19 protein-coding genes are annotated in these 24,784 nt (G+C 73.4%); 8 read left to right on the top strand and 11 right to left on the bottom strand.

All coding sequences use genetic code 11. The features are described 5' to 3' along the window. Positions 1-112: 112 nt before the first annotated feature. A complete protein-coding gene (locus ACYVID_RS04565; RefSeq protein WP_460734856.1) occupies positions 113-2,755 on the bottom strand; it encodes an AMP-binding protein in 2,643 nt (880 codons plus the stop codon). 254 nt (positions 2,756-3,009) lie between these two features. On the opposite strand from ACYVID_RS04565, the gene ACYVID_RS04560 reads away from it, so the two are divergent. Continuing rightward, positions 3,010-4,053, top strand: coding sequence for a hypothetical protein (locus ACYVID_RS04560; protein ID WP_460734854.1), 1,044 nt, complete (start codon positions 3,010-3,012; stop codon positions 4,051-4,053). Positions 4,054-4,158: 105 nt separating this feature from the next. Here ACYVID_RS04560 and ppsA read toward each other — a convergent pair whose 3' ends face one another. The 6 genes from ppsA to ACYVID_RS04530 form a co-directional block, all read right to left on the bottom strand. Beyond that, positions 4,159-6,567: a phosphoenolpyruvate synthase gene (gene ppsA, locus ACYVID_RS04555; RefSeq protein ID WP_460734852.1), complete on the bottom strand. Its 2,409-nt coding sequence runs from the start codon at positions 6,565-6,567 to the stop codon at positions 4,159-4,161. After that, positions 6,564-7,439 (bottom strand): pyruvate, water dikinase regulatory protein, encoded by an 876-nt coding sequence (locus ACYVID_RS04550; RefSeq protein WP_300642485.1) that lies wholly within the window; start codon positions 7,437-7,439, stop codon positions 6,564-6,566. Before ACYVID_RS04550 ends, ppsA begins: the two co-directional genes overlap by 4 nt. A 205-nt stretch (positions 7,440-7,644) precedes the next feature. Beyond that, positions 7,645-8,241 carry a hypothetical protein gene (locus tag ACYVID_RS04545; protein ID WP_460734850.1) on the bottom strand — a complete coding sequence of 199 codons (597 nt, stop codon included), beginning with the start codon at positions 8,239-8,241 and terminating at the stop codon, positions 7,645-7,647. A 38-nt stretch (positions 8,242-8,279) separates the two neighbouring features. After that, complete coding sequence (locus ACYVID_RS04540; RefSeq protein ID WP_460734848.1) at positions 8,280-8,864, bottom strand: hypothetical protein; 585 nt, start codon at positions 8,862-8,864, stop codon at positions 8,280-8,282. A 38-nt stretch (positions 8,865-8,902) separates the two neighbouring features. Continuing rightward, positions 8,903-9,496, bottom strand: coding sequence for a hypothetical protein (locus tag ACYVID_RS04535; RefSeq protein ID WP_460734846.1), 594 nt, complete (start codon positions 9,494-9,496; stop codon positions 8,903-8,905). Between the two features lie 39 nt (positions 9,497-9,535). Further along, positions 9,536-10,150, bottom strand: coding sequence for a hypothetical protein (locus tag ACYVID_RS04530; RefSeq protein WP_460734844.1), 615 nt, complete (start codon positions 10,148-10,150; stop codon positions 9,536-9,538). A gap of 223 nt (positions 10,151-10,373) precedes the next feature. Between ACYVID_RS04530 and ACYVID_RS04525 the strand changes: the two genes are divergently transcribed. The 7 genes from ACYVID_RS04525 (at position 10,374) to ACYVID_RS04495 (ending at position 20,947) form a co-directional block, all read left to right on the top strand. After that, positions 10,374-10,772, top strand: coding sequence for a hypothetical protein (locus ACYVID_RS04525; RefSeq protein ID WP_300642498.1), 399 nt, complete (start codon positions 10,374-10,376; stop codon positions 10,770-10,772). Beyond that, positions 10,769-12,082: a hypothetical protein gene (locus ACYVID_RS04520; protein ID WP_460734842.1), complete on the top strand. Its 1,314-nt coding sequence runs from the start codon at positions 10,769-10,771 to the stop codon at positions 12,080-12,082. The genes ACYVID_RS04525 and ACYVID_RS04520 overlap by 4 nt, the downstream gene beginning before the upstream one ends. Before the next feature lie 228 nt (positions 12,083-12,310). After that, positions 12,311-13,384, top strand: a complete 1,074-nt coding sequence (locus tag ACYVID_RS04515) for a LacI family DNA-binding transcriptional regulator (RefSeq protein WP_460734840.1) — start codon at positions 12,311-12,313, stop codon at positions 13,382-13,384. Positions 13,385-13,505: 121 nt separating this feature from the next. Then, complete coding sequence (locus ACYVID_RS04510) at positions 13,506-14,753, top strand: SGNH/GDSL hydrolase family protein (RefSeq protein WP_460734838.1); 1,248 nt, start codon at positions 13,506-13,508, stop codon at positions 14,751-14,753. A 138-nt stretch (positions 14,754-14,891) separates the two neighbouring features. Then, on the top strand, positions 14,892-18,305 hold the full coding sequence (locus tag ACYVID_RS04505) for a response regulator (RefSeq protein WP_460734836.1): 3,414 nt from the start codon (positions 14,892-14,894) through the stop codon (positions 18,303-18,305). A gap of 95 nt (positions 18,306-18,400) precedes the next feature. Further along, the gene (locus ACYVID_RS04500) at positions 18,401-19,735 is read left to right on the top strand and encodes a hypothetical protein (protein WP_460734834.1); all 1,335 of its coding nucleotides are present in this window, start codon (positions 18,401-18,403) and stop codon (positions 19,733-19,735) included. 78 nt (positions 19,736-19,813) lie between these two features. Then, the gene (locus ACYVID_RS04495; protein ID WP_460734832.1) at positions 19,814-20,947 is read left to right on the top strand and encodes a Glu/Leu/Phe/Val dehydrogenase dimerization domain-containing protein; all 1,134 of its coding nucleotides are present in this window, start codon (positions 19,814-19,816) and stop codon (positions 20,945-20,947) included. Between the two features lie 185 nt (positions 20,948-21,132). On the opposite strand, the gene ACYVID_RS04490 is transcribed toward ACYVID_RS04495, so the two are convergent. The 4 genes from ACYVID_RS04490 to ACYVID_RS04475 form a co-directional block, all read right to left on the bottom strand. After that, positions 21,133-21,306 carry a DUF3073 domain-containing protein gene (locus ACYVID_RS04490; protein ID WP_460734830.1) on the bottom strand — a complete coding sequence of 58 codons (174 nt, stop codon included), beginning with the start codon at positions 21,304-21,306 and terminating at the stop codon, positions 21,133-21,135. Between the two features lie 219 nt (positions 21,307-21,525). Next, entirely contained in the window at positions 21,526-22,617 is a 1,092-nt protein-coding gene (gene purM / locus ACYVID_RS04485; RefSeq protein WP_460734828.1) for a phosphoribosylformylglycinamidine cyclo-ligase, read from the bottom strand. Between the two features lie 17 nt (positions 22,618-22,634). Further along, entirely contained in the window at positions 22,635-24,188 is a 1,554-nt protein-coding gene (purF, locus tag ACYVID_RS04480; protein ID WP_460734826.1) for an amidophosphoribosyltransferase, read from the bottom strand. A gap of 119 nt (positions 24,189-24,307) precedes the next feature. Next, complete coding sequence (locus ACYVID_RS04475; protein ID WP_460734824.1) at positions 24,308-24,784, bottom strand: (2Fe-2S)-binding protein; 477 nt, start codon at positions 24,782-24,784, stop codon at positions 24,308-24,310.

Raw genomic sequence — 24,784 nt, 5'->3', positions numbered from 1 at the left:
GAGGCCTGGGCGCGGGCCATCATCGATCCGCACGGTCGTGCGCACGCAAGCCGACGAGGACGCTCCTCATCACGCCGGAGGTGGGAGGGGTCGGCGCTCAGAACCCGGCGGGTCAGCCTCGAAGATGCGACGGGTCAGCCCCGAAGACGCGACGGGTCAGCGCGGACAGGTGCGACACGAGGCGGTGGACCAGGACGCCGACGACCAGGGAGGCGAGGGTGGCGAGGAGCGGGTGGTCGACCTCGAGGTGGGGGTAGACCTGCCAGTGGGTGAGGTAGATCCACAGCGAGGAGGCGGCGAGGGCGCTGACGAGCGGGACGAGGGCGGCCGGCACCCAGGTGCGGCGCACCCAGACCAGCGCGAGGGCGGCGACCAGGACGACCAGGTCACGGACAGGGTCGGTGAAGAAGCCGGGGACGGTGAGGACGAGCAGCGCCGAGACGACGGCGCGGTGGGTCGTGGTGGTGGCGCGGGCGGCAGCCCAGCCCAGGGCGACCAGCCACCAGACGACCTCGGCGCGGTGGATGACGTCGCCGCCGCGAAGCACGACGACCTCGTAGCGGGTCAGCAGCCCGACGAGGGCCAGCACCACCGGGAACCAGAAGGGGTGCCGACGGTCGAGCCGGTGCACCGCGGGCACGGCGGCCAGCAGCGCCAGCCCGAGCACGCACAGCACGAACGCCTCGATGAACCAGAAGTGCCAGGCCGGCTCGGTCCACGACCGCGGCCCGACGAGCTGGTTGACGAGCAGGGCAGTGGCCCAGGGGTACTGCCCGGTCAGCAGCGTCACGCCCCCGATCCACAGCACCGACGGCACGGCCACCCGGGCTGCGCTGCGCACCAGCGCCCGCACCCGCTCGCGCCGCTGCGGCGACCCCAGCGCGAACCGGCCCAGGTTGAAGCCCATCAGCACCAGCAGCAGGTGCGCGCCGCCGGTGAGGTCGAGCAGGTTGCCGTGGGTCCCGACGATCGCCACGATCGCCAGCGCCCGCAGCAGCACGCCGGTCTCGACGGCCCGCCACCCGCGCGGTGCCCGCCGGGCCGGCGCGGCGACGAGGGTCCCGACCGGGCGCAGGTGCCAGTCGTCGGGGAGACCGCCGAGCAGCTGCTCGAGCCGCACCGACGCCTCGACGTACGACAGGGAGTCGCCGCCCAGCGAGGCGAAGGAGTCCCGGGGCGCGACCGGTCGGCCGAGCACCGCCGAGAGCACCCCCGCCGCGGACGGCGAGGAGGCCGTCGCGGCACAGGAGCCGCCGGCCGTCACGTACCGCTCGGGGCGCCGGGCCAGCGCGGCGACGCGCTGGCGGTCGGGCTTGCCGGAGGCGAGCAGCGGCCGCTCCTCCAGGGGTACGACGGTGACGGCCGCCGCGGGGACCCCGGCGAGTCGCGCGGTGCGGGCGACCAGGTCGGCGAGCCCCTCGCGGTCCGCGGGGGTCGAGGCCGCGCGACCGACCGGGTCGGCGCCGTCCGCGGGAGGCGGCGCACCGGCGGGCGCACCGGCCGGCGCACCGGCGGGCGCGGAGGCGGGCACCGAGGCGCGCACGACGCCGACGGCCACCCGGTCCCCGGCGTCCACGACGAGCGCGTCGACGCCCTCGGCGGCGAGCCCGGACTCGACCCGGTCGAGGTCGACGCGCAGCCCGAGCACCTTGGCGAAGCGGCTGCGCCGTCCGACCACCCGCCACAGGCCGTCGGCGTCCTGGCGCCCGAGGTCGCCGGTGCGCAGCTCGGTGAGGTCGTGACCGCGGGCGAGGTCCTCGCGGGTCTCGGCGTAGCCCATCATCACGTTGGGCCCGCTGTAGACCAGCTCCCCGACGCCCTCGGGCTGGCCGGCCACCGGCTCGAGCCGCAGGTCGCCGCCGGGCACGGGCACGCCGACGCAGTCGGGTCGTTCGGCGGCCAGGTGCGGCGGCAGGTAGGCCATCCGGGCGGTGGCCTCGGTCTGGCCGTACATCACCACGAGGTCGAAGCCGCCGCGCTCCCCGCGCTCGGCCCAGGACCGCACGGTCTCCGGTGCCATCCGGCCACCGGCCTGGGTCAGCACCCGCACGGAGGGGTGCTGCCCGGCGGCCAGCCGGGCGGCGGCACCGGAGACCTCGAGCATCTCGAAGGAGTGCGGCACACCGGCCACGCTGGTGACGCCGTGGCGGTCGACGGCCGTCCAGAAGCAGGGGTCGACGACGGAGGTCCCCGTCAGCACGACGGCCGCGCCGACGGCGAGGTGCGAGTGCAGGACCGAGAGCCCGTAGCAGTAGTGCAGCGGCAGCGCGGTGACGCCCACGTCGTCGGGCGTCAGCCCGAGGTAGTCGGCGATCGCCTCGGCGTTGGCCTGCACGGCCCGGGCGGAGAGCCGCACGAGCCGCGGGCTGCCGGTGCTGCCGGAGGTCGACATCAGCAGCGCGAGGTCGGGGTGCGGCGCAGGTGCGCCGGGCCGCGCGCCGAAGCGCGCCTCGAGCTCGTCGGTCGACCGGGCCGGGTCGGTCAGCAGCACGGGCCGGCCGACCGCCAAGCAGGCGAGGTAGGTGACGACGTCCTCGAGCCGGGGCCCCACCGCCAGCAGCAGCGGCTCCGCCACCCGGGTGGCGTGCCGGTCGGCGGCCGCCTCGACCAGCCGCGCCAGCTCGGCGTACGACGTCGTGCCGGCCTCCCCGACCAGGGCCGGCCGCTCCCCGTGCCGCCCCAAGCCCCGGGCCAGGGCGACCCCGCGCGGGGACGCGTCGGCGTCCTGGACCGCGCGCACGGGCAGGAGGGTCATGGCGACAAGAGTAAGGCCAGCCTCACCTATCTCCTAGTGTCGTCCGCGTCACCCCGGAACCGCTGCCGGCCCTGGACGCACGGGGTCGTGCGACGCCGGGTGGACCAGACCACCCCCTCCTCCGAACGGCCAGTCCTCGCGTGGGCGCGGGCCAATTCCGCCGTTCCCCGGCGCGGGGGGCCCTGGTGTGGACATACTGGGCGCGCCGTTGTCTGGGAGGGCTGCGGTTCATCTACATGGGAGGACGTTTCACCATGCACTCACGCATGTTCCGGAACGGTGTCGTCACCGGCACCGTCACCCTCGCTCTCGCCCTGGGCGGTGTCGCCGTCACCGGCGGCGCGGCCCAGGCAGCCGGCTCCTCGGCCGACCGCGAGGTCAGCTCGCAGTGCCAGCAGGCCCGCAAGGACCTCAGCAAGGCCAAGAAGCAGCTGCGCAAGGCCAAGCGCTCCGACAACGCCGCTAAGGTCCGCAAGGCCAAGAAGCGGGTCAAGGCCGAGAAGCGCGACGTGCGGACCGCCTGCGCGCCGGCCCCGGTCACCCAGGAGACGGTGCTCAAGCAGGTCCAGCAGGGCTCGCTCGCGCTCGACGCGCTCGACCTCAACGGCCTCACCGCGGTGCTGCCCCCCGAGGCCGCCGCCGCGATCCAGGCGCTCGTCGCCCAGCTCCAGGCCGGCCTCGAGCAGGTCCAGGGCCAGGCCGAGGTCCCCGGCCTCGACACCGCGCAGCTCGAGGCGCTCCTCGCGGCCGTCCAGGCCATGGACCCGGCCGGCGTCGCCGCCGCACTCCAGGGCCTGCTCGGCGAGCTGACCGCCATCGGCGGCGGCCCCGAGGCCATGGCCACGCTGATCCAGCTGCTCCAGGGCGGCCTGCCGACCGGCGACCTGCCGATCGCCGGCATCCCGCAGCTCGAGGACCTCATCGGTCAGCTCACCGCCCAGCTCGGCGGCCTCGGTGGCGGTCTCGACCTCACCAACCCGGCCGCGGTCCAGGCGGCGATCGCGCAGTTCATCGGCACCATCGAGGCGATCTCCGGCAACGTCGGCGGCGACTCCGCCCCGTGGCTCGGCGCCCTCACCGAGATGGTCGACCAGCTCGGTGCCCTCGGCGCGCTCGTGCCCGGCGGCGCGGGCTCCGGCGCGATCCTGGGCCAGGTCATCAGCGGCCTGCTGTTCTTCGCCCAGCCCGGTGTCGACCCGCTCGGCCAGCTGCAGGGCATCCTCGCCGGCCCCGGTGGCATCGGCAGCGTCCTGGACCTGCTCGGTCTCGGCGACCTGCTGGGCGGCCTGCTCGGCTGATCCGACAGCACCGGCACAGCCACACGCGAGAGCCGCGGCCCCCTCGGGGACCGCGGCTCTTCGCGTTGCCGGGCCGCGACGACGTACGCCGCCGACCGGCTCCGATCAGGAGACCGTGACGCCCCCGAGCCGCAGCCAGGTGTCGACGACGGTGTCGGGGTTCAGCGACATCGACTCGATGCCCTGCTCCACGAGCCACTCGGCCAGGTCGGGGTGGTCGGAGGGGCCCTGCCCGCAGATGCCGACGTACTTGCCCTGATTGCGGCACGCCTCGATCGCCAGCCGCAGCATGTGCAGCACCGCGGGGTCGCGCTCGTCGAAGGTCGCGGCGACCAGGCCGGAGTCGCGGTCCAGGCCCAGCGTCAGCTGGGTCATGTCGTTGGAGCCGATCGAGAAGCCGTCGAAGTGCTCGAGGAACTGCTCGGCGATGACCGCGTTGGAGGGCAGCTCGCACATCATCACGACCTGCAGGTCGTTCTCCCCGCGCCTCAGGCCGTGCTGGGCGAGCAGGTCGATGACGCCCTTCGCCTCCCCGACCGTACGGACGAACGGGATCATCACCTTGACGTTGGTCAGGCCCATCTCGTCGCGCACGTGCCGCAGCGCCGCGCACTCCATCTCGAAGCACTCGGCGAACTCGTCCGAGAGGTAGCGGGACGCACCGCGGTACCCGATCATCGGGTTCTCCTCGTGCGGCTCGTACGCCGGCCCACCGACGAGGTTGGCGTACTCGTTGGACTTGAAGTCGCTCATCCGCACGATCACCGGCTCCGGCGCGAACGCAGCGGCGATCGTCGCCACCCCCTCGGCCACCCGCTTGACGAAGAAGTCGCGCGGGCCGTCGTACGCCGCGATCGTCTCCTCGATCTCCGCGCGCAGGTCGGCGTCGAGGCTGGCGGGGTCGCGCTCCAGGTCGAGCAGCGCCTTCGGGTGCACGCCGATCTGGCGGTTGATGATGAACTCCAACCGCGCGAGCCCGACCCCGGAGTGCGGCAGGCGGGAGAAGGCGAAGGCCTGCTCGGGCGTGCCGACGTTCATCATGATCTTGACCGGGATGTCGGGCATCGAGTCGAGCTCGGTGCGCTCGACGGAGAAGTCCAGGACGCCGTCGTAGACCAGACCGGTGTCGCCCTCGGCGCAGGAGACGGTCACCTCGGTGCCGTCGGCGAGCTCCTTGGTCGCACCGCCCGTGCCCACGACGGCGGGGATGCCCAGCTCGCGGGCGATGATCGCGGCGTGGCAGGTGCGGCCGCCGCGGTTGGTGACGATCGCCGAGGCCCGCTTCATGATCGGCTCCCAGTCGGGGTCGGTCATGTCGGCGACGAGCACCTCGCCGGGGTTGAAGGTGTGCATGTCCTCGAGCGAGGTCAGCACCCGCACCGGGCCGGCGCCGATCTTCTGGCCGATCGCGCGGCCCTCGACCAGCACGTCGGCACCCTTGGTCGCCGAGGCGTCGATCTTGAACCGCTCGAGCGCACCGCTGCGGCGCGACTGCACGGTCTCCGGGCGAGCCTGGAGGATGTAGAGCCTGCCGTCGACACCGTCCTTGCCCCACTCGATGTCCATCGGGCGCCCGTAGTGCTCCTCGATGACCAGCGCGTGCTTCGCCAGCTCGGTGACCTCGTCGTCGGTCAGCGACAGGCGACGCGAGTCGGCGGGCTCGACCTCGACGAACTCGGTCGTGCGTCCCACGGTCGCGTCGTCGGTGTAGACCATCTTGGTGGCCTTGCCGCCGACGCCGCGCTTGAGGATCGCGGGGCGCCCGGCGCGCAGCGAAGGCTTGTAGACGTAGAACTCGTCGGGGTTGACCGCACCCTGGACGACGCCCTCACCCAGGCCGTACGCCGAGGTGATGAAGACCGCGTCCTCGAAGCCGGACTCGGTGTCCATCGTGAACATGACCCCCGAGGAGCCGATGTCGGAGCGCACCATCCGCTGGACGCCGGCGGAGATGCCGACCGCGTCGTGGGCGAACTCGTGGTGCACCCGGTAGGCGATGGCGCGGTCGTTGTAGAGCGAGGCGTAGACCTCGCGGATGGCGGTGAGGACCGCCTCGATCCCACGGACGTTGAGGAATGTCTCCTGCTGGCCGGCGAAGGAGGCGTCGGGGAGGTCCTCGGCGGTGGCGGAGGAGCGCACGGCGAAGGACGCCTCGCCCCCGGCCTCGGACACGAGCTTGTCGTACGCCGTGCGGATGTCGGCCTCGAGGTCGGCCGGGAACTCCTGCGCGACGACGGCCTCGCGGATCTCCTTGCCGGTCGCGGCCAGGGCGCGGGTGTCGTCGGTGTCGAGGTCGGCCAGCAGCCCCGAGATCCGCTCGGCCAGGCCCGTGTCACCGATGAAGCGGTGGAAGGCCTCCGCGGTCGTGGCGAACCCGTCGGGCACGCGCACCCCGAGGTCGGTGAGGTGGGAGACCATCTCGCCCAGCGAGGCGTTCTTGCCGCCGACCTGCTCGAGGTCGCCGAGGCCGAGGTCGGCGAACCACCGGACGTTGCTGATGTCGGAACCGGTCATGCTGGGGAGTCCCCTCTGCTGGTGCTGCTCGTTCTCGCGGCCGCGGCGGTGCGGGCGCGCTGCTTCTTGGTCTGCAGGATGAGGGCGGAGATCTCCTCCACGGACTTCGCCGAGGAGTCCACGACGGGCAGCCGGTGGGCCTCGAAGAGCTCCTTGGCGCGCCGCAGCTCCCAGCGGCACTGCTCCGGGGAGGCGTAGCGGGAGCCGGGGCGGCGCTCGTTGCGCACCCGGCTGAGCCGCTCCACGGTCGTCACCAGGCCGAAGCACCGGTCGGCGAGGTCGGCCACGGGCCGCGGGAGGGCGGAGTCCTCGAGGTCCTCGTCGACGAGCGGGTAGTTGGCGACGTACAGCCCGTGCTGGAGCGCGAGGTACATGCTCGTCGGCGTCTTGCCGCACCTCGAGGGCGCCAGCAGGATCACGTCGGCCTTGTCGAGCGCGCGCAGCGACTGCCCGTCGTCGTGCTCGATGGTGAACTCCACCGCCGCCATCCTGGCGTTGTAGCGCTTGATGTCGCCGACGCCGTGCAGGCGGGCGGCCTGGCGGATGCCGCGCTGGCCCAGCAACGACTCCACGCGGCTCATGTGCAGGTCGAAGAAGTCGATGACCGGCGCCTTGGTGAGGTTGAGCTCGTGGCGCACGTCGTCGGCGGCCGCGGTGCAGAAGACCAGCGGCGTGACCGGCCCGGCAGCGACCTCGTCGAGCATCGCGACGATCTCCCGCGCCTGCTCGACCCCGGCGATGAACGGGATCGTCGTGCGCTCGAAGGTCAGCTCGGGGAACTGCAGCAGCAGCGCGTTGCCCATCGTCTCCGCGCTGATCCCCGTGGAGTCGGACAGGAAGTAGACCGGGACGACGCCGTCGTGCTCGCCCACGCTCCCCACCTCGCTCTCCACCTCGGACTGCTGCCGTGCTGCACCTGGGCCCCCGACGTCGTACGCCGGGTGGCCGGCCGGGCACGGGTCGTGCCGGGTCAGGGGGACCGTAGCGCCGCGACGCCGCCGTGGGCAGCCACCTGCGGCTCCGTCCGAGCCGCGGACGTGGCGCGCCTCACCCTCTGGGGCGGCAGCGCGCGCGGGACTACTCGAACTCCAGCGTCACCATGACCTGTCCGATGGCTTCCTCACGCTCCGCGTCCGTGAAGTCGATGGGGGTCGCGACCACGACCTCGATCCCGATCTGGTCGTCACCGAGGAAGAAGGCGTCATAGACCGTGAACCCGTTGTCACCCCGTGCGCGCAACATCTCCTGCCCGTCGACGACCACCGGCTCGAGCTCCTGCACCTTGCTCGTCGCCACCCCGTTGACCCTGGACCAGTCCCGGAGCATCGCCTGCGAGCTGCCCGGGGCCAGGACCTCTGGAAGCGTGCTCACCAGGAGCGCCAGGGAACGGCCTGGCCCGAGCACCAGTTCTCCGCCGCCCAGACCCTCTTCGACCTGCGGGGTCGCGCCCTCCCAGATGCTGACGGCCTCGACTCCTCGGAGCAGCTCGGCGTCCAGGGGAACGGTCGCGGGGTCGGCGACGTCGCCCCACGTGTCCTCGGGCTCGGCCTCCGGCTCCCCGGTCGTAGATGGCTCGGCGGCACCCGACGACGCAGCCGCAGAGACAGGCGCTGTCCTCTCCGCGCCCTCGTCGTCCGCGCAGCCGCTCAGCGCCACACCTGTCGCAAGCACCACCGCTGCGATCGGGGCACCACGAGCAACGACGTACGACCTCACTCGAACTCCAGGGTCGCCATGACCTGCCCGATGTAGTCCTCACGCTCAGCCTCGGACAGCTCTGTCGGGGTCAGGAACTGGACGTCGACGCTCACCTCGCCAGTGGCGTAGAAGAACCGGTCCACGACGAGGTCCGCGATCGTCGCACCACGAACACGCTGCAGCTCCGCCCCGTCGACCACGACAGGATCGAGGACCTCGACCGGCCCCTCGGTCGTGTTGTTGCGCTTGATCCAGTAGCGCATCTCGGCCTGCGCGCTCTCTCGTGCGGTCAGCCCCGTCTGAGTGAGCACCGAGACGACCACGGGACGCTGCGCGACGGTGATCTCCGCGACAGCGAGCCTGGAGTCCTCCTCCAGCTCCGCGCCCTGCCACACACTCATCGCAGCCACGCCGTCCAGGAGATCCGCGTCCAACGCCCGGGACGCGGGCTCCTCGACGTCGGCGAAGGTGTCCTCCGGTTCTTCCTCCTCGCGAGGATCCAGGGCAGCGGACGAGGGGACCGCCGAGGCGGACGCACCCTGGGCTGGGTCCTCCTCAGCCGAGCAGCCGCTCAGCGCCACGCCTGTCGCAAGCACCACCGCGGCGATCGGAGCACCATGAGCGCCGACGTACGACCTCACTCGAACTCCAAGGTCGCCATGACCTGCCCGATGGCCTCGTCCCGCTGCGCCTCGGTGTAGTCCAGCCGCGTCGTGAAGATGACCCGGTAGGAGATCTCCCCGTCGGAGTACAGGTAGCCGTCGACGACCTCCACCCCGTTGCGCCCTCGCGCGTGCTGCAGCTCGAGCCCGTCGACGACCACCGGGTCGAGCACCTCGGCCCGATCCTCGAGCAGGCCGCTGTTCCGGCTCCAGTACCTGACCTCGGCCTCCGAGGTCTCCTTCCCGATCACCCTGCTGCTCCCCAGCGTCAAGGTCTGGACCCCACCACCATCGGCAGGGCCTGCCACGACTACCGCTGTCGGGTTCTTGCGGAAGAGCGACCCCTCCCACACGCGAACATCCTCGACACCTTCGACCATCGCCAACGGCACCCGCATGGTCGCCGGGTCCTCGACGTCGCCCCACGTGTCCTCGGGCTCGGCCTCCGGCTCCCCGGTCGTAGATGGCTCGGCGGCACCCGACGACGCAGCCGCAGAGACAGGCGCTGTCCTCTCCGCGCCCTCGTCGTCCGCGCAGCCGCTCAGCGCCACACCTGTCGCAAGCACCACCGCGGCGATCGGAGCACCATGAGCGAACGACGTACGACCTCACTCGAACTCCAGCGTCGCCATGACCTGCGCGATGTACTCCTCCCGCTCGGTCTCGGAGAAGTCGAGCGGAAGGAGGAAGAGCACCTCGACGGTGAGGCCCTCGACGGCGTGGACGAACCAGTCCACGAGGCTCAGGGAGCTGCTCCCGCGGGCATGCTGCAGCTGCTGCCCGTCCACGACGACGGGGTCCATGACCTCGACCGGACCCTCGGTGAAGAGGTTGCGCTTGCGCCAGTAGCGCAGCTCGGCCTCCCCCGAGCCTCGGGCCGACAGACCGTCGTAGGACTTCAGCAGCACGACTGCACTCCTCCCGGGACCGAGGAAGAGCTCGGCACCGATGGGAGTGGTCGTGGCGTCGACCCGCGCTCCCTCCCACGCCTTGACAGCGTCGAGCCCGGGGACCTTGCCCGTCGGGATGCGCACCGTCGCCGGGTCCTCGACGTCGGCGAAGGTCTCCTCGATCGCAGAGGGCGACTCCTCGGGCGTACCGGAGGCCGGGGCCGAGGTCTCGGGAGTCACCGGAGGCTGCGTCGCCCCCTCGTCCGAGGGCTCCCCCGAGCAACCGGTCACCAGCATGGCCGTGGCCGCGACGCCGCCCACTGCCTGGATCACCAGCCTGGTCCATCCCTGTCGGCGCTCACGACGTTGCATGGAGCCGGTTCTGCCCCGCGGGTCTCGCGGCAAAACCCGCGGCTCCTGCCGCTCACGTGCGTGGCGAGGATTGAGGACCTCGCCGATAGGGAAAGCACGTGGACGAGCCTTTACCATCGCGTCCGCGGGGGTAAAGGAAGAGCGACCTGCAACGACTCGATGACGGCTTTCGGGAGGCTGGACCATGGTGGCCATCAGCGGTGACGGATCACCCATCGACATGGGAGCGATCATGCAGTTCCTCCAGGAGCTGCGGATCGACACCGAGACCATCGCGGCCATCACCGAGGCCCTCCAGGAGGGCAGGGAGCAGGCCACCTACGAGCCGGCGCAGGTCCCCCAGTCCCGTTTCGGCACGCTGCCCAACGGCAGCGCCCTGGGGCACCACACCGAGCTCGCGCGCCGCGCCGTCAAGGAGACGCTCGTGACGATGGTGCACGACCTCCAGCACTACGACGACGGCGTCGAGACCTTCCGCAAGGGCTTCAACGTGGCGGACCAGCACGCCCAGGAGGATCTCGATCGCATCGCCGCCGAGGTCGGCAGCGTGCGCTCCGCGACCGAGGGAGGACTCGACCGATGAGCAATGGACCCGAGCGGCAGAGGCTGGACGCGGCCCTTGGTCCCGCTGACGAGGGAGTCGTGACGATGAACGGCGTCCTTGAGTGGGGCCGGTCGGTCGGCCGCCTCGAGGAAGTCGCGCGCCGCCTCCGATCGGCGGCCAACGCGGGCCTCGGCATCGGCGGGCAGACCGGCCCGGCGATGTTCAAGGCCATGCGTCGCTCCGCCGACAACCTCGACGCCCGGGTCGCGGAGTTCCGACGCGGTCAGGCCGCGCTGGAGTCGGCTGCCCAGACGATCACCAACATCCGCGCCCAGCGCAACCAGATCGACTCCGACCCGGCGACCGCACCGCTGATGGACCCCGGCTCCTTCTCCGACAACCCCGAGTGGGACGACGAGAAGCGGATGACCGAGCAGGGCAAGCACAACGCCGCTGTCTCGGCCTTCCAGGAGCGCGAGGCGCTGCGTGAGCAGCGGGCCCGCGAGATCGCCGAGGAGTTCGACCGGCGCTACGAGGAGCCGATTGCGGTCATGAAGTCGATCCACGGCCTCCCCGACCCCGAGGAGCCGGGCGGCCAGGACGGCCCCGGCGGCGGCGACGGCCCCGGCAGCCGCGCGCCGATCCCGGGGAGCCGGGGCACCGGCGGCGCGACCGGCACGACGTACCACGGCTCCGTGATCGGCCAGCCGACCGACATCGACACCGGCGGCGGCAACGAGGTGGACCCGGTCGACGAGACCACCGACCCGGAGGTCGAGGACCCCACCGTCATCGACCCGACCGTGCTGGACCCGGTCGACCCCACCGGTCCGACCACGATCGGCCCCACTGGCCCCAGCGGCCCGGGACTCGTCCCCGGCGGTGTCGGTACGGCGGTGGGCGTCGGCCTCGGCGGCGGTGCCCTGCTCGGCGGGCTGGCTAAGGGCGTGGGCATCGTGCGCGGCATCGGCGCCGGCGTCCTCGCACCCGGCCAGCAGGCCCGACCCCTGGGCGGCCTGAGCCGCTCGGCGGTCTCCGGCACCCTCGGCCGCGGCGCGGTCGCGGGGGCGCCGGCACAGGCTCGGCCGGCGGCCCGGGGTGGCGTGGGGGCCGCCTCGACCGCCGGTCGTACCACCGCCTCCGGCCGCGGCGCGGCGGCAGCCGGCGCGGGCGGTCGCGGGAGCGGCGGGGCCCGGACCGGTGCGGCCGCCGGTGGCGGCCGCGGCGGCGCCGCTGGAGCGGGCGCAGCCCGTCGGCGCGGTCGCAGCGACGACGCGGCCGACCGGGAGCACTACGACGACGGGCAGGACTGGCTCGACGACGAGGCAGCCCCCGGCGTCCTGGACTGACACCGACCCACCGCTCGTCCACGAACGGGCAGCTCTCCAGGAGAGAGCTGCCCGTTCGGCGTCCTCGGCTGCTGCGAGCGGAGACAGGGGCGACGCCGGCCGGAGCGCTGGGGGGCAGACGTGCCGGCCGACGTCGCCGGACAATCGTCGCATCCCCATACCCCGACGGGTAGACCCGGGCCCACCCGTTCCTCACCCCCGGGGCCACGCCTGCCCTACGCTGAACGGGTGGACGAGCCGCCGCAGGGAGCGGCCCCAGGGGCCGACGAGGGCCCCTCCGGGCCCGCATCCCTGTCTCCCGCCAACATGGCCGACGTCGCGCGGCTCGCCGGGGTCTCGATCGCCACGGTGTCCCGAGCACTGCGCGACGTGCCGGGTGTCGGGGAGTCGACGCGCCGCCGGGTCCGCGAGGTGGCCGACCAGCTCTCCTACGTCGTCTCCCCCGAGGCCAGCTCGCTGTCGCGTCGCGAGACCGGCCGGGTCGCGGTGGTGATGCCGCGGATGGACGTGTGGTTCTACTCGATGATGCTCGGCGGGCTCGAGCGCGGGCTGCGCGCCGAGGGCATGGACGTGCTCGTCTACCAGGTGCCCGGCCCCGCCGAGCGCGGCGCCTTCGTGCGCGACCTGCCGGCCCGACGCAAGGTCGACGCGGTGGTGCTCGCCGCCCTGCCGCTCTCGCCCGAGCAGCGCGACCGCCTCGACCTGCTCGGCGTCCCGCTCGTCATCGCCGGCGGTGCCGCCCGCGGCCTGCCGCACGTCGACGTGGACGACCGCGCGATGGCCCGCCTCGCCGTCGAGCACCTCCTCGACGCCGGCCACCGCGACATCGCGATGGTGCGCACCAGCGACACCGACGACACCACCTGGGACGCCGACCTGCTGCGGGTCGCCGGCTTCCGCGACGCGCTCGCTGCCCGAGGCGTGCCCGAGCGCTCCGACCTGCTCGTCACCGAGCCGTGGGCCGTCGACGCCGGCAGCCGCGCCCTCGACCGGCTGGTCGCGCTGCCGCAGCCACCCACCGCCGTCTTCGCCTACTCCGACGAGCTCGCCACCGCCCTCAGCATGGGCGCCTTGCGCCGCGGGCTGAGGATCCCCGAGGACCTCTCGGTCATCGGGATCGACGGTCACCCCACCGCCGCGGTGATGGGCCTGTCCACCGTCGATCAGCAGGTCGAGCTCCAGGCCGCCACGGCCGCCGAGATCACCGTCCGGTTGCTGCGCGGCGAGGCCGGCGAGCGCTCCGTGCGGGTGCCGCACGTGCTCGTCACGCGCGGCTCGGTGGGTCCGCCGGCAGCGCGCTGACCGCGCGGTCGCACCCCACCGCGCGACGCCCGGCCACCGCGCCCCTTCCCCGAGCCGTCCCGCCCCGCTAGCGTGCGCCTGCCTCGTTGTGAGGCAGATCACTGCTCGGGAAAGGTCCCTCATGTCGTCCACCGCCACCTGGCGCCGCCTCGCCGCCCCCGTCGGCGTGCTGCTGCTGCTCGCCGCGCTCCTGAGCGCCCTCACCAGCGGCGCCGCCCCGCTCCTGCCCGTCCCGGCCGCCCGCGCCGACGGACCCGGGGTCGGCACGCCGTACGTCGTCAGCGTCGGCGACTCCTACATCTCCGGTGAGGCCGGGCGCTGGGCCGGCAGCTCGAACGTCTCGTCGTCGTACGCCGACGCGCTGGGCTCCACCGCCTACTGGGACACCCCGACCGGCGAGTCGACCGCGCGCTGCCACCGCAGCAAGGCCGCCGAGGTCTTCATCGGCGCCGGGACCCTCGGGAAGAACCTCGCCTGCTCGGGCGCGAGGACCACCACCGACGCCTCGGGCACCTACTTCAAGCCCGGCCTGGACTTCTACGACGACGGCGCCGGCCGGATCGGCCAGGCCAAGGCGCTGCAGCAGTTCGCCTCGAGCAACAACGTCAAGATGGTCGTGGTCTCCATCGGCGGCAACGACTTCAACTTCGCCGACATCGTCACCACCTGCGTGGCCAACTGGCTCTCCTCGCCCAGCTGGTGGAAGAACTACTGCCACGACGACAGCTCGGTGACCGCGAACTTCACCAGCAGCAACGTCACCGCGGTGCGCACCCGGATCGCCACCGCCTTCCAGAACCTCCGCACCGCCATGCGCAACGCCGGGTACGCCGACAGCGCCTGGACCCTGCTGGTGCAGACCTACCCCTCGCCGATCCCGAACGCCTCGGGCTTCCGCTACGCCGAGACCGGCTACACCCGGCAGAACACCGGCGGTTGCGGCTTCTGGAACGCCGACGCCAACTGGGCCAACTCCACCGCCCTGCCGACGATCAACAACACCGTCCGCAGCGCCATCACCGCCTCGGGGCTCACGAACACCCGCGTCCTCGACCTGGCCTCGGCCTTCACCGGCCGGCGCCTCTGCGAGAGCACGGTCGGTCTCTACGAGGAGAAGGGCTTGACCTCCTGGTCCCAGGCCGGCGCGGTCGACCGGACCGAGTGGGTCAACCAGATCCGCACCGTCAGCACCTGCTGCTCCAGCAGCCCGTACTACATCCAGGAGTCGCTGCACCCGAACTACTGGGGCCAGCTGGCCACCCGCAGCTGCGTGCGCCAGGCCTGGAACGCCGGCACCCCGCGCGGGGGCACCTGCACCATCGCCGGCACCGGGCTCTCCGGCGGGGAGCCGCGGATGACCCTGCGCTGACCCCTGGTTGCCCTGGTCCCGCCGAGCCGGCGCGTTCTTCCGGAAAGATGCGCCGGCTCGGCCACTCCGGCCCCCGCACGTGCGGGACAGGACATGATGGTTACCTCGGGAGCAGGCACGGGCGAAGGGGGGACACGGGTGGAGCAGCCGGACTGGCTGGTGTCGGTGGTCGACGCGACGACCGACGGCCTGTGGGTGCTCGACCGCCGCGGGACCACCGTGTGGGCCAACCGCGCGATGGCGCACCTGCTGCGCCGCGACCTCGGCGAGATGGCCGGCCTGCCCGCGCACGAGGTCTTCCCCGCGGGCCAGCGCACCCGGATCGAGATGCACCTCTCGATGCTCGCCCGCGGCACGCGCGGCCGCGACAACCTGCCGGTCACCCTCCAGCGCGCCGACGGCACACTCGTCGGCGGCCTCATGAGCTACAGCCCGGTCCGCGAGGACGGACGCACGCTGGGCTGGCTGCACCGCTTCACGGCGTACGACGCCGCGCACTCCCCCGGCGCCAGCCCGGGGCGTCCCGCGCAGGAGTCGAGCGGGGTCGCGCAGGCGGGCAGCCCGCAGGTCGCAGGCCCGGGTCCCGACCCGCACGACGAGGTGCTCTCCCGCCAACTGGTCGAGGCCCAGGAGATCGCCGGCATCGGCTCCTTCTCCTGGGACCTGGAGACCGGGGAGGTGGTGTGGTCCGACCAGCTGCACCGGCTCTACGGCGTGCCGCGCGAGGAGTTCGACGGCACGTTCGAGGCGTTCGCGGCGTGCCTGCACCCCGACGACCGCGCGCACGTGCAGGCCGTGACCGAGGAGGCCCTGCGCGACCGGGTCTCCTTCGAGTTCGACGCCCGGGTGCTGCGACCCGACGGCGAGCAGCGCTGGATCCACGGCCGCTGCCGGATCGTGCGCGACCCCGCTACCGGCCGCCCCGTGCGGGTCGGCGGCACCAACCAGGACGTCACCGAGGTCCGCCGTGCCGAGGTCGCCGCGACGGCCGCGTCCGCACGGCTCCGGCTGCTGCAGCAGATGGCGATGGCCTCCAACCGCGCCCGCACGCTCGAGGAGGCGATCGAGGTCGCGGCCCTGCGGCTGCCCGAGCACACCGGCTGGCAGCCGGTCGCCGCCTGGACCACCGAGCGGCCCGGGGTGCTGACCCAGGTGTGGCCTGCCCTCGACACCGGGCTCGGCCAGCGGCGCGACGACCACGGCGAGCCCGGTCGTGCGCCGAGTCCCACCGACCTCGCCGCGCAGGTGCTGGGATCGGGCGAGGTCGCCGTGCAGCCGCTGCTCGACCGCGGCCGGGCCGTCTCCCGGGTGACGATGCCGGTCGTGGCGAGCGGCGAGGTGCTCGCGGTCCTGGAGGTCCTGGCCGACGAGGACCCGCTCTCCGAGGCCTCCCACGAGCTGGTCGAGCAGGTCGCCGCACAGCTGGGCGTCGTCGCCGAGCGCGAGCGCGCCGCCGCCGACCTCGCCGACGCCCGCGACCGGGCCATGGAGGCCTCACGGATGAAGTCGGAGTTCCTGGCCACGATGAGCCACGAGATCCGCACCCCGATGAACGGCGTCATCGGCCTCAACGAGCTGCTGCTGCGCACCGAGCTCGACGACCACCAGCGTCGCCTGGCCGACGGGGTCCACCAGTCCGGGCTCTCCCTGCTGGCGATCATCAACGACATCCTCGACCTGTCGAAGATCGAGGCCGGCAAGCTCGAGCTGGAGGACGTCGACTTCGAGGTGCGCTCGGTCTTCGAGCAGACCGCCTCGGTCCTCGCCGGCCGCGCCCACGAGAAGGGCGTCGAGCTGGTCGTCGCCTGCCACCCCGACGTCCCGGACTACCTGCGCGGCGACCCGACCCGGCTCGGCCAGGTGCTCACCAACCTCGGCTCCAACGCCGTGAAGTTCACCGAGGACGGCGAGGTCTCGATCCAGGCCCGGGTCGAGCACCAGGACCGCGACGGCGTGGTCCTGCGCGTCGACGTCTGCGACACCGGCATCGGCATCCCGGCCTCGGCCCAGGCGCACCTCTTCGACGCCTTCACCCAGGCAGACCTCGCCACCACCCGCCGCCACGGCGGCACCGGGCTGGGCCTGGCGATCTGCCAGCAGCTGGTGGAGGCGATGGCGGGCCAGATCCAGGTCGACTCCGCGGTCGGCGAGGGCTCGACCTTCTCCTTCACCGCGCGGCTGGGCCACACCCCCTCCTCGCCGCGGCGCACGAGCGCCGCGCCGGAGTCGCTGCGCGGCCGGCGGGTGCTGGTGGTCGACGACAACGAGACCAACCGGTTCATCCTCACCGAGCAGCTGCGGGCCTGGCACCTGGAGCCGGTCGCCGTGGCGACCCCGGCCGAGTGCCTGGCGACGCTGCGCGAGGCCCAGCGCGCCCAGCGACCCTTCACCCTCGCCCTGCTCGACCTGGTCCTGCCGCGCATCGACGGCCTCGAGCTGGCCCGGATCATCAAGGCCGACCCGGCACTGGCCGACCTGGCCCTGGTGCTGCTCACCTCCGACCAGGGGGTCGGCGCCCGCACCGCCCGCGAGGCCGGCATCAGCACCACGCTGTCCAAGCCGGTGCGCCACTCCGAGCTCCAGGCCGCCGTGCTGCGCACGCTCGGTGAGCCGCAGGAGCCCGCGTCCCGCGCCCCGCGCCGGCTGGTGGTGCCGTCGCTGGACCTGCGGGTCCTGGTCGTCGAGGACAACCCGGTCAACCAGCTGGTGGCCACCGGACTGCTCGAGGCACTGGGGGTCGAGGTCGACGTCGCCGACGACGGGGAAGCCGCGATCGCCGCGCTGGCCGGGCCTGACCACGGCTACGCCCTGGTCCTCATGGACTGCCGGATGCCCGGCATCGACGGCATCGACGCCACCCGGGCGATCCGCGGCGGCGAGCCGCGCGGCACCCGGGTGCCGATCATCGCCATGACCGCCTCGGCCCTGGAGGGCGAGCGCGAGCGTTGCCTGACCGCGGGCATGGACGACTTCCTCACCAAGCCCGTGGACCCCACCCAGCTCGAGGAGGTGGTGCAGCGCTGGACCCGGGGCTCCGGCGCGGTCCCCGCACCCCGCCCGAGCGGCCCCGCTCCCCGGGTCACCGCCCAGACCGGTGCCCGGTCCGCGACCTCCGGCGGCACCGCGACGGCGCTCGCCGACCCGGCGGAGCCGGACAGCGCCCGGGACCTGTCCGCCGAGCCGGCCGCCGGGCTGCCCCCGGGCGAGGACCCGGTCGTCGACGAGGAGCGGCGCAAGGTGCTGGCCGAGCTGGTCAAGGACGGCGAGAGCTTCTTCGACCGCACCGCCCGCTCCTTCGTCGGGCGGATCGACGGGCAGGTCGCCGACATCCGTACCGCCCTGGCGTCGCGGGACGCCTACGCCACCTTCACCACCGCGCACCTGGTCAAGGGCAGCGCCCTCAACCTCGGGCTGCCGCGCGTGTCGGCGGCCTCGGCCGCGGTGGAGGCGCACGCCCACGCCGGGAACCTCACGGGCATCGAGCCCAAGCTCGAGCTGCTCGAGCGCGAGGTCGCCGTCGCCGTGGCCGAGCTGCGCCGGAGGCTGGCCTGAGCCGCAGCGGGGCACCTGTCGACCCGCTCGGCCTGCGGTACTCCGAGGTCGCCCGCCTGCGCCCCGTCGACCTGGTCTCCGCGCTCGACCGGCCGGTGCAGCGGGTCGACCCCCGCCGCAGCTCGTTGACCCCGCTGCCGCGCCCGGCGCCGTACGCCGCGGTGGAGGCGGGGCTGGCCGGCACCGGCGAGGAGCGGCTCGTGCTCACGCTCGCCGGGGAGGGCCTCTCGCTCTCGGCGGTGTACGCCGCCGGCAGCTGCTGGCTGGAGGTCGACGGTCCCGCGGGGCCGTCGGTGCTGCGCAGCCGCCGCTCGGGCCGGGCGGGACCGGTCGCCGCGCTCGGCCTGGCGCTCACCGGCACCCACGTCACCGTCCTGACCCGCGAGGTCCCCGACGGCCCCTGGACCGGCCGCGCCCGCGTCGACCTGGCCGACACCCAGGCGCGCGCGGCCGCGCTGGTGCGCGAGCCCGACTGGCTCGACCGGCTCCAGGTCGGGCACGACGGCCCGGCGACGTCGCTGCTCGCCGGGGGCTTCGGCCAGCTCGGGCTGCGCGACATCCGCGTCGTCACGCACGCCGACGGCACGGCGTACGACGCCGGCGACGGGCGCGTGCGGCTCAGCGCCACCAGTGCCGGGCCGGGCCCGTTCGGCACCGGGCACGCCTCGGTGTGGGCGCTCGACCCGGGCAGCCTGGCGCTGGAGCAGACCGCGGACCTGTTCTTCCACCGCCCCGGCGAGCGGATGGTGCACGGCGACCACGCCGTGCACGTGCTGCGCGACGGGGAGGAGTGGCTGGTCGCCACCAGCACCTGGGGCGACCTGGACCCCGACCGCGACGGCGCCCGGGTCGAGGTGCTGCTCGCCCGCTGCGAGGCCGCCGCCGGCCCGGACGTGCTGCGCGGGGTCCACGTGCTGCGCACCGAGCCGCTGCGCCTGCCCACCGACGGACTGGTCTCCGTGGGTGTCTGGGACCCGCACCTCGTGCGCACCGGGTCCGGGTGGCTGGTCGGCTACGTCAGCGCCTCGCGCTTCTTCCGCTTCCACCCGGTGCTCGCCGAGGGACCGGACCTGCGCTCGCTGCAGCTGCGGGCGGCGGCGCTGGGACGCACCGCCACCGAGGGGCCGACGCTGCTGCTGCGACCCGACGTGCCGGGCGGCGTGGTGGTGCTCGCCTCCGACGGGCCCGACGGCCCGCGCGGCGCGCGCGAGCAGTGGGTGGTGCTCGACGCCGAGCTGCGACCGACCGGCCGCCTCGACGGCGACTTCCCCACCAACATCCCCTGGCCCACGCTCGTGCGCGACGACCGTGACGGCGCGAGCGGCTGGCTGCTCGTGACCTTCGACGGCACCCCGCACGGCGGTCGCGTCTGCGGCTACGGCACCCACGGGGACGTGGTCGTGCTGCGCGGCACCGCCGACGCGCACTAGCCTGGGTGTGACCCGCGCCACCCCTGCGGGCCCCACCGGCCGCACCACCCCCGCGGCCCCGAGCAGAACGGACCCACCATGTCCACGAGCCAGCCCACGAGCCAGCCCACGAGCCAGTCCTTCGACCTCCTCGAGGCCGCCGCCGAGCACGAGCAGGTCGTCGTGTGCCAGGACGCCGCCACCGGCCTGCGCGCCGTCGTCGCGATCCACTCCACGGCCCTCGGTCCCGCCCTCGGCGGGACCCGCTTCTTCCCCTACGCCAGCACCGAGGCCGCGCTGCGCGACGTCCTCGACCTCTCCCGCGGCATGACCTACAAGGCGTCAGTCGCCGGGCTCGACCTGGGCGGCGGCAAGGCCGTCATCGTCGGCGACCCGGCCGTGCTGAAGGGCGAGGCCCTGCTGCGCGCCTACGGCCGCTTCGTCCAGACCCTCGGCGGTCGCTACCGCACCGCCTGCGACATCGGCACCACCAGCGAGGACATGGACCACGTCGGTCGCGAGTGCGACTTCGTCACGGGTCGCACCGTCGCCCACGGCGGCGCGGGCGACAGCTCGGTCCTCACGGCGTACGGCGTGCTGCAGGGCATGCGCGCCGCAGCCGAGGCCACGTGGGGCTCCACCTCGCTCGAGGGCCGCCGCGTCGGCGTCGCCGGCGTCGGCAAGGTCGGGCGGCACCTGGTCGCGCACCTGGTCGAGGAGGGCGCCGACGTGGTCGTCACCGACGTCGTGGACGCCGCCGTGCGAGCCGTCGTCGCGGCGCACCCGGAGGTCCGCGCCGTGGGCTCGGTCGAGGAGCTGCTCACCGCCGGGCTGGACGTCTACGCGCCGTGCGCGATGGGTGGGGCGCTCGACGACCGGGTCGTCGACGTCCTCGGTGCGCAGGGCACGCGCGTCGTGTGCGGCGCCGCCAACAACCAGCTCGCGCACGCCGGCGTCGACAAGCACCTCGTGGACGCCGGGATCACCTACGCCCCCGACTACGTCGTCAACGCGGGCGGGCTGATCCAGGTCGCCGACGAGCTCGACCCGCGCGGGTTCTCCTTCGAGCGGGCGCAGCAACGCGCCACCGGGATCCTCGACACCACGCGACGGGTGCTCGCGCTCGCGCAGGCCGACGGGGTCACGCCGGCGGTCGCCGCCGACCGGGTCGCCGAGGAGCGGATCCGCTCGGTGGGCCGGCTGCGCGGCGTGTGGGTGCCGGGCCACGCCTGAAGACCCTGACCGCGCGCGGCCACGGCTGACCCGAGCCGGTCCTCCCCGTGGGGGAGGACCGGCTCGTCGTCAGGTTGCTGTCGCCCGCATCGACGGGGTCTCGACACGCGGGTCACGGCTTCGCAGGCCCAGCCGTGCCGCTCGCTCGACCACCGATCGACGAGTTCGCTGGCGCGTGCTCGTCGTCAGTCGCGACGCTGGTCGGCGATGTCGGACCACTCGTCGTGGTCCTCCGCCTCGTCACGGGACTCGCCCCCGTGGAGCTCCGCCGCCAGCGCGCTCAAGTCCGTCTCGTGAGTCCGGTACTTGAGTTCGCGAGCGACCTTGGTCTGCTTGGCTTTTGCACGGCCGCGGCCCATAGGGTCCAGCCCCCTCGCACACTTGGCCGGGGCACGTGGCTCCCGGGCTGCTCTCGAACACTCGTGGGCGCAACGCTACCTGCTGCCCGGCTGTTCCCGCACACCCATCCTGCTATTCACCGCACGACGCCGGCCCGGCCAGCGCGTGGCGTGACGGGCGTCACGTCGATGCCCTGCTCCGAGTGGCTCGCCGGGAAGCCCCCGGGTCACCGACCGGGGTCACCAGCCGGGGTGCTGACCCACCAGCTCGACGGCACCGCCGCGACCGGTCGCGGCGCCCACGCGGCCTGCGGGCCAAGCGTGGATGCCGTAGCCCTCGAGCACGGCGACGGCGGCGTCGACCTGGTCGGCCGGGAGCAGGGCGACCATCCCGACGCCGCAGTTGAGCGTCGCCTCCAGGTCGGCCTGGGAGACGTCCCCGACCCGGCGTACGAGGTCGAAGACCGGCTCGGGGGTCCAGGTGCCGCGCTCGATCGTCGCGGACAGCTCGACCGGCATGACCCGCTCGAGGTTGGCCGCCAGACCGCCGCCGGTGACGTGCGACATCGCGTGCACCGTGACCGTGCGCGCGAGGTCCAGGCAGGCCTTGGCGTAGATGCGCGTCGGGGTCAGCAGGGTGGTGCCGAGGTCGCCGCCGAGCTCGTCGACGTGGCGGTCCAGGGCCCAGCCCGCGCCGTGCTCGGAGAGCAGCACGTGGCGCACCAGGGAGTAGCCGTTGGAGTGAAGGCCCGAGGAGGCCATGGCCAGCACGACGTCGTCGGGGCGCACGCGCCCGGGGCCGAGCAGGTCGTCGGCCTCGACGACACCGGTGGTGGCACCGGCCACGTCGTACTCGTCGGGGTGCAGCAGCCCCGGGTGCTCGGCGGTCTCGCCGCCGACCAGCGCACAGCCGGCCTCGACGCAGCCCTCCGCGATGCCCTTGACGATCGCGGCGATCCGCTCCGGGACGACCCGGCCGGTGGCGATGTAGTCGGTCATGAAGAGCGGCTCGGCCCCGCAGACGACCAGGTCGTCGACGACCATGCCGACCAGGTCGCGGCCGATGGTGTCGTGGACGTCCATGGCCTGCGCGATGGCGACCTTGGTGCCGACTCCGTCGGTGGAGGTGGCGAGCAGCGGACGCTTGTAGCGGGTGAGGGCGGAGGCGTCGAAGAGCCCGGCGAAGCCACCGAGGCCGCCGATCATCTCGGGACGCTTGGCCTTCTCCACCCACACCTTCATCAGGTCGATGGCCCGGTCGGCCGCCTCGATGTTGACGCCGGCCTCGGCGTAGGCGTTGCCGGCGGTGTGGCTCGTCGGGGAATCGCTCACAGCGGGGGGCTCCTGGCTCAGGGGTTGTTGAGGACCGGCAGCGCCCGGCCCATCGTGGGCGAGCTCAAGGTGGCCTCGAGCAGGTGCTTGCCGAGCAGGGACTCGTCGGGCAGCTCGACGGGGTACTCACCGGTGAAGCAGGCCGTGCAGAGCGCGTCGGCCCGCTGGCCGGTGGACTCGATCATCCCGTCGAGGGAGATGTAGCCGAGCGAGTCCGCGCCCACACTGGCGGCGATCTCCTCGACGTCCAGGCCGTTGGCGATCAGCTCCGCGCGGGTGGCGAAGTCGATGCCGTAGAAGCAGGGCCACTTCACCGGGGGGCTCGAGATGCGCACGTGCACCTCGAGGGCGCCGGCCTCGCGCAGCATCCGGATCTGGGCACGCTGGGTGTTGCCGCGCACGATCGAGTCGTCCACGACGACCAGCCGCTTGCCGCGCACCATGTGCTCGAGGGCGTTGAGCTTCAGCCGCAGGCCCAGCTGGCGCAGGGTCTGGCTGGGCTGGATGAAGGTGCGCCCGACGTAGGCGTTCTTCACGAACCCCTGGCCGAAGGGGATACCCGACTCCTCGGCGTACCCCGCGGCGGCGGGGGTGCCGGACTCCGGCACCGGCATGACCAGGTCGGCCTCGACCGGGAACTCGCGCGCCAGCTGGCGGCCCATCTCCACGCGCGCCTGGTGCACGCTGCGCGCGGCGATGGTGGCGTCCGGGCGGGCGAGGTAGACGTACTCGAACACGCAGCCCTTGGGCTCGGGCTCGGCGAAGTGGTGCGAGCGCAGGCCGTTCTCGTCGATGACGAGCATCTCGCCGGGCTCGACCTCGCGGACGACCGAGGCGCCGATGGTCTTCAGGGCGGCGTCCTCGGAGGCCACGACCCAGCCGCGGTCGAGGCGACCCAGGACCAGCGGCCGGATGCCCTGGGGGTCGCGGGCGGCGTACAGGGTGTCCTCGTTCATCCACACGAAGCAGAAGGCCCCGCGCAGGAGCGGGAGCACCTCCAGCGCCCGCTGCTCCAGCGTGGAGTCGGGGTGGTGGGCCATGAGCGCGGTCACCAGGCTGGTGTCGTTGGTGGCGGCCTCGCCCGGGCGCTGGTGCAGGTCGAGCTCGTCCTCGGGGCCGGGGAGGGCCGCCACCTGCTCGCGCAGCTCGTGGGTGTTGATCAGGTTGCCGTTGTGGCCCAGCGCGATCGAGCCGTCGACGGTGGGCCGGAAGGTCGGCTGGGCGTTCTGCCACGTGCTCGCGCCGGTGGTGGAGTAGCGCGAGTGGCCGATCGCGAGGTGGCCCTTGAGGGAGTCGAGCGTGGACTCGTCGAAGACCTGCGAGACCAGACCCATGTCCTTGTAGACCAGGATCTGGCGCCCGTTGCTCACCGCGATGCCGGCGGACTCCTGGCCGCGGTGCTGCAGGGCGTACAGGCCGAAGTAGGTCAGCTTGGCGACGTCCTCCCCCGGGGCCCAGACGCCGAAGACGCCGCAGGCGTCCTGGGGTCCCTGGTCGTGCGGGTCCAGCGCGTCGGTCAGACGTCCGTCACCGCCCCTGCGGGCACGAGGGCCACTGCTCTGGAAGGGCACGGGCGGGATTCTACGCGGGACGCAGCACCGCCCGCCCCCTGTCCGGGGACGGGCGGTGCCGGTGCCTCTGGTGCTGCTGGTGGCGGCGTTCGCCGTGGTCGGGGCCGGGCCCCGAGCGGTCACATCTTCCGGGCGCCCTGCACGATCGCCTCGCGGATGCGGGTGTAGGTGCCGCAGCGGCAGATGTTGCGGATCGAGTCCAGGTCGCGGTCGGTGATCGCGCGGTTCTCCGCCCGCACCCGGTTGACCAGGTCGACCGCGGCCATGATCTGACCGGGCTGGCAGTAGCCGCACTGGGCGACGTCCCGGTCGATCCAGGCCTCCTGCATCGGGTGCAGGTCCTTGCCGACGGTGTCGGCCAGGCCCTCGATGGTGGTCACCTCGTCGTCGGGACGGAGGTCCCCGACGGGGATGGCGCACGGGTTGACCGCCTTGCCGTTGACGTGCGAGGTGCACGCCTTGCAGACGTTGATGCCGCAGCCGTACTTGGGGCCGGTGACCCCGAGGATGTCGCGGAGCACCCACAGGAGCCGGACGTCCTTGTCGACCTTCACGGTGACGCGCTCGCCGTTGACGATGAAGCTGTGCTTGGCCAT

The sequence above is a fragment of the Nocardioides ginkgobilobae genome (genome assembly GCF_054781275.1).
This window is presented reverse-complemented; position numbering and strand designations above follow the sequence as displayed.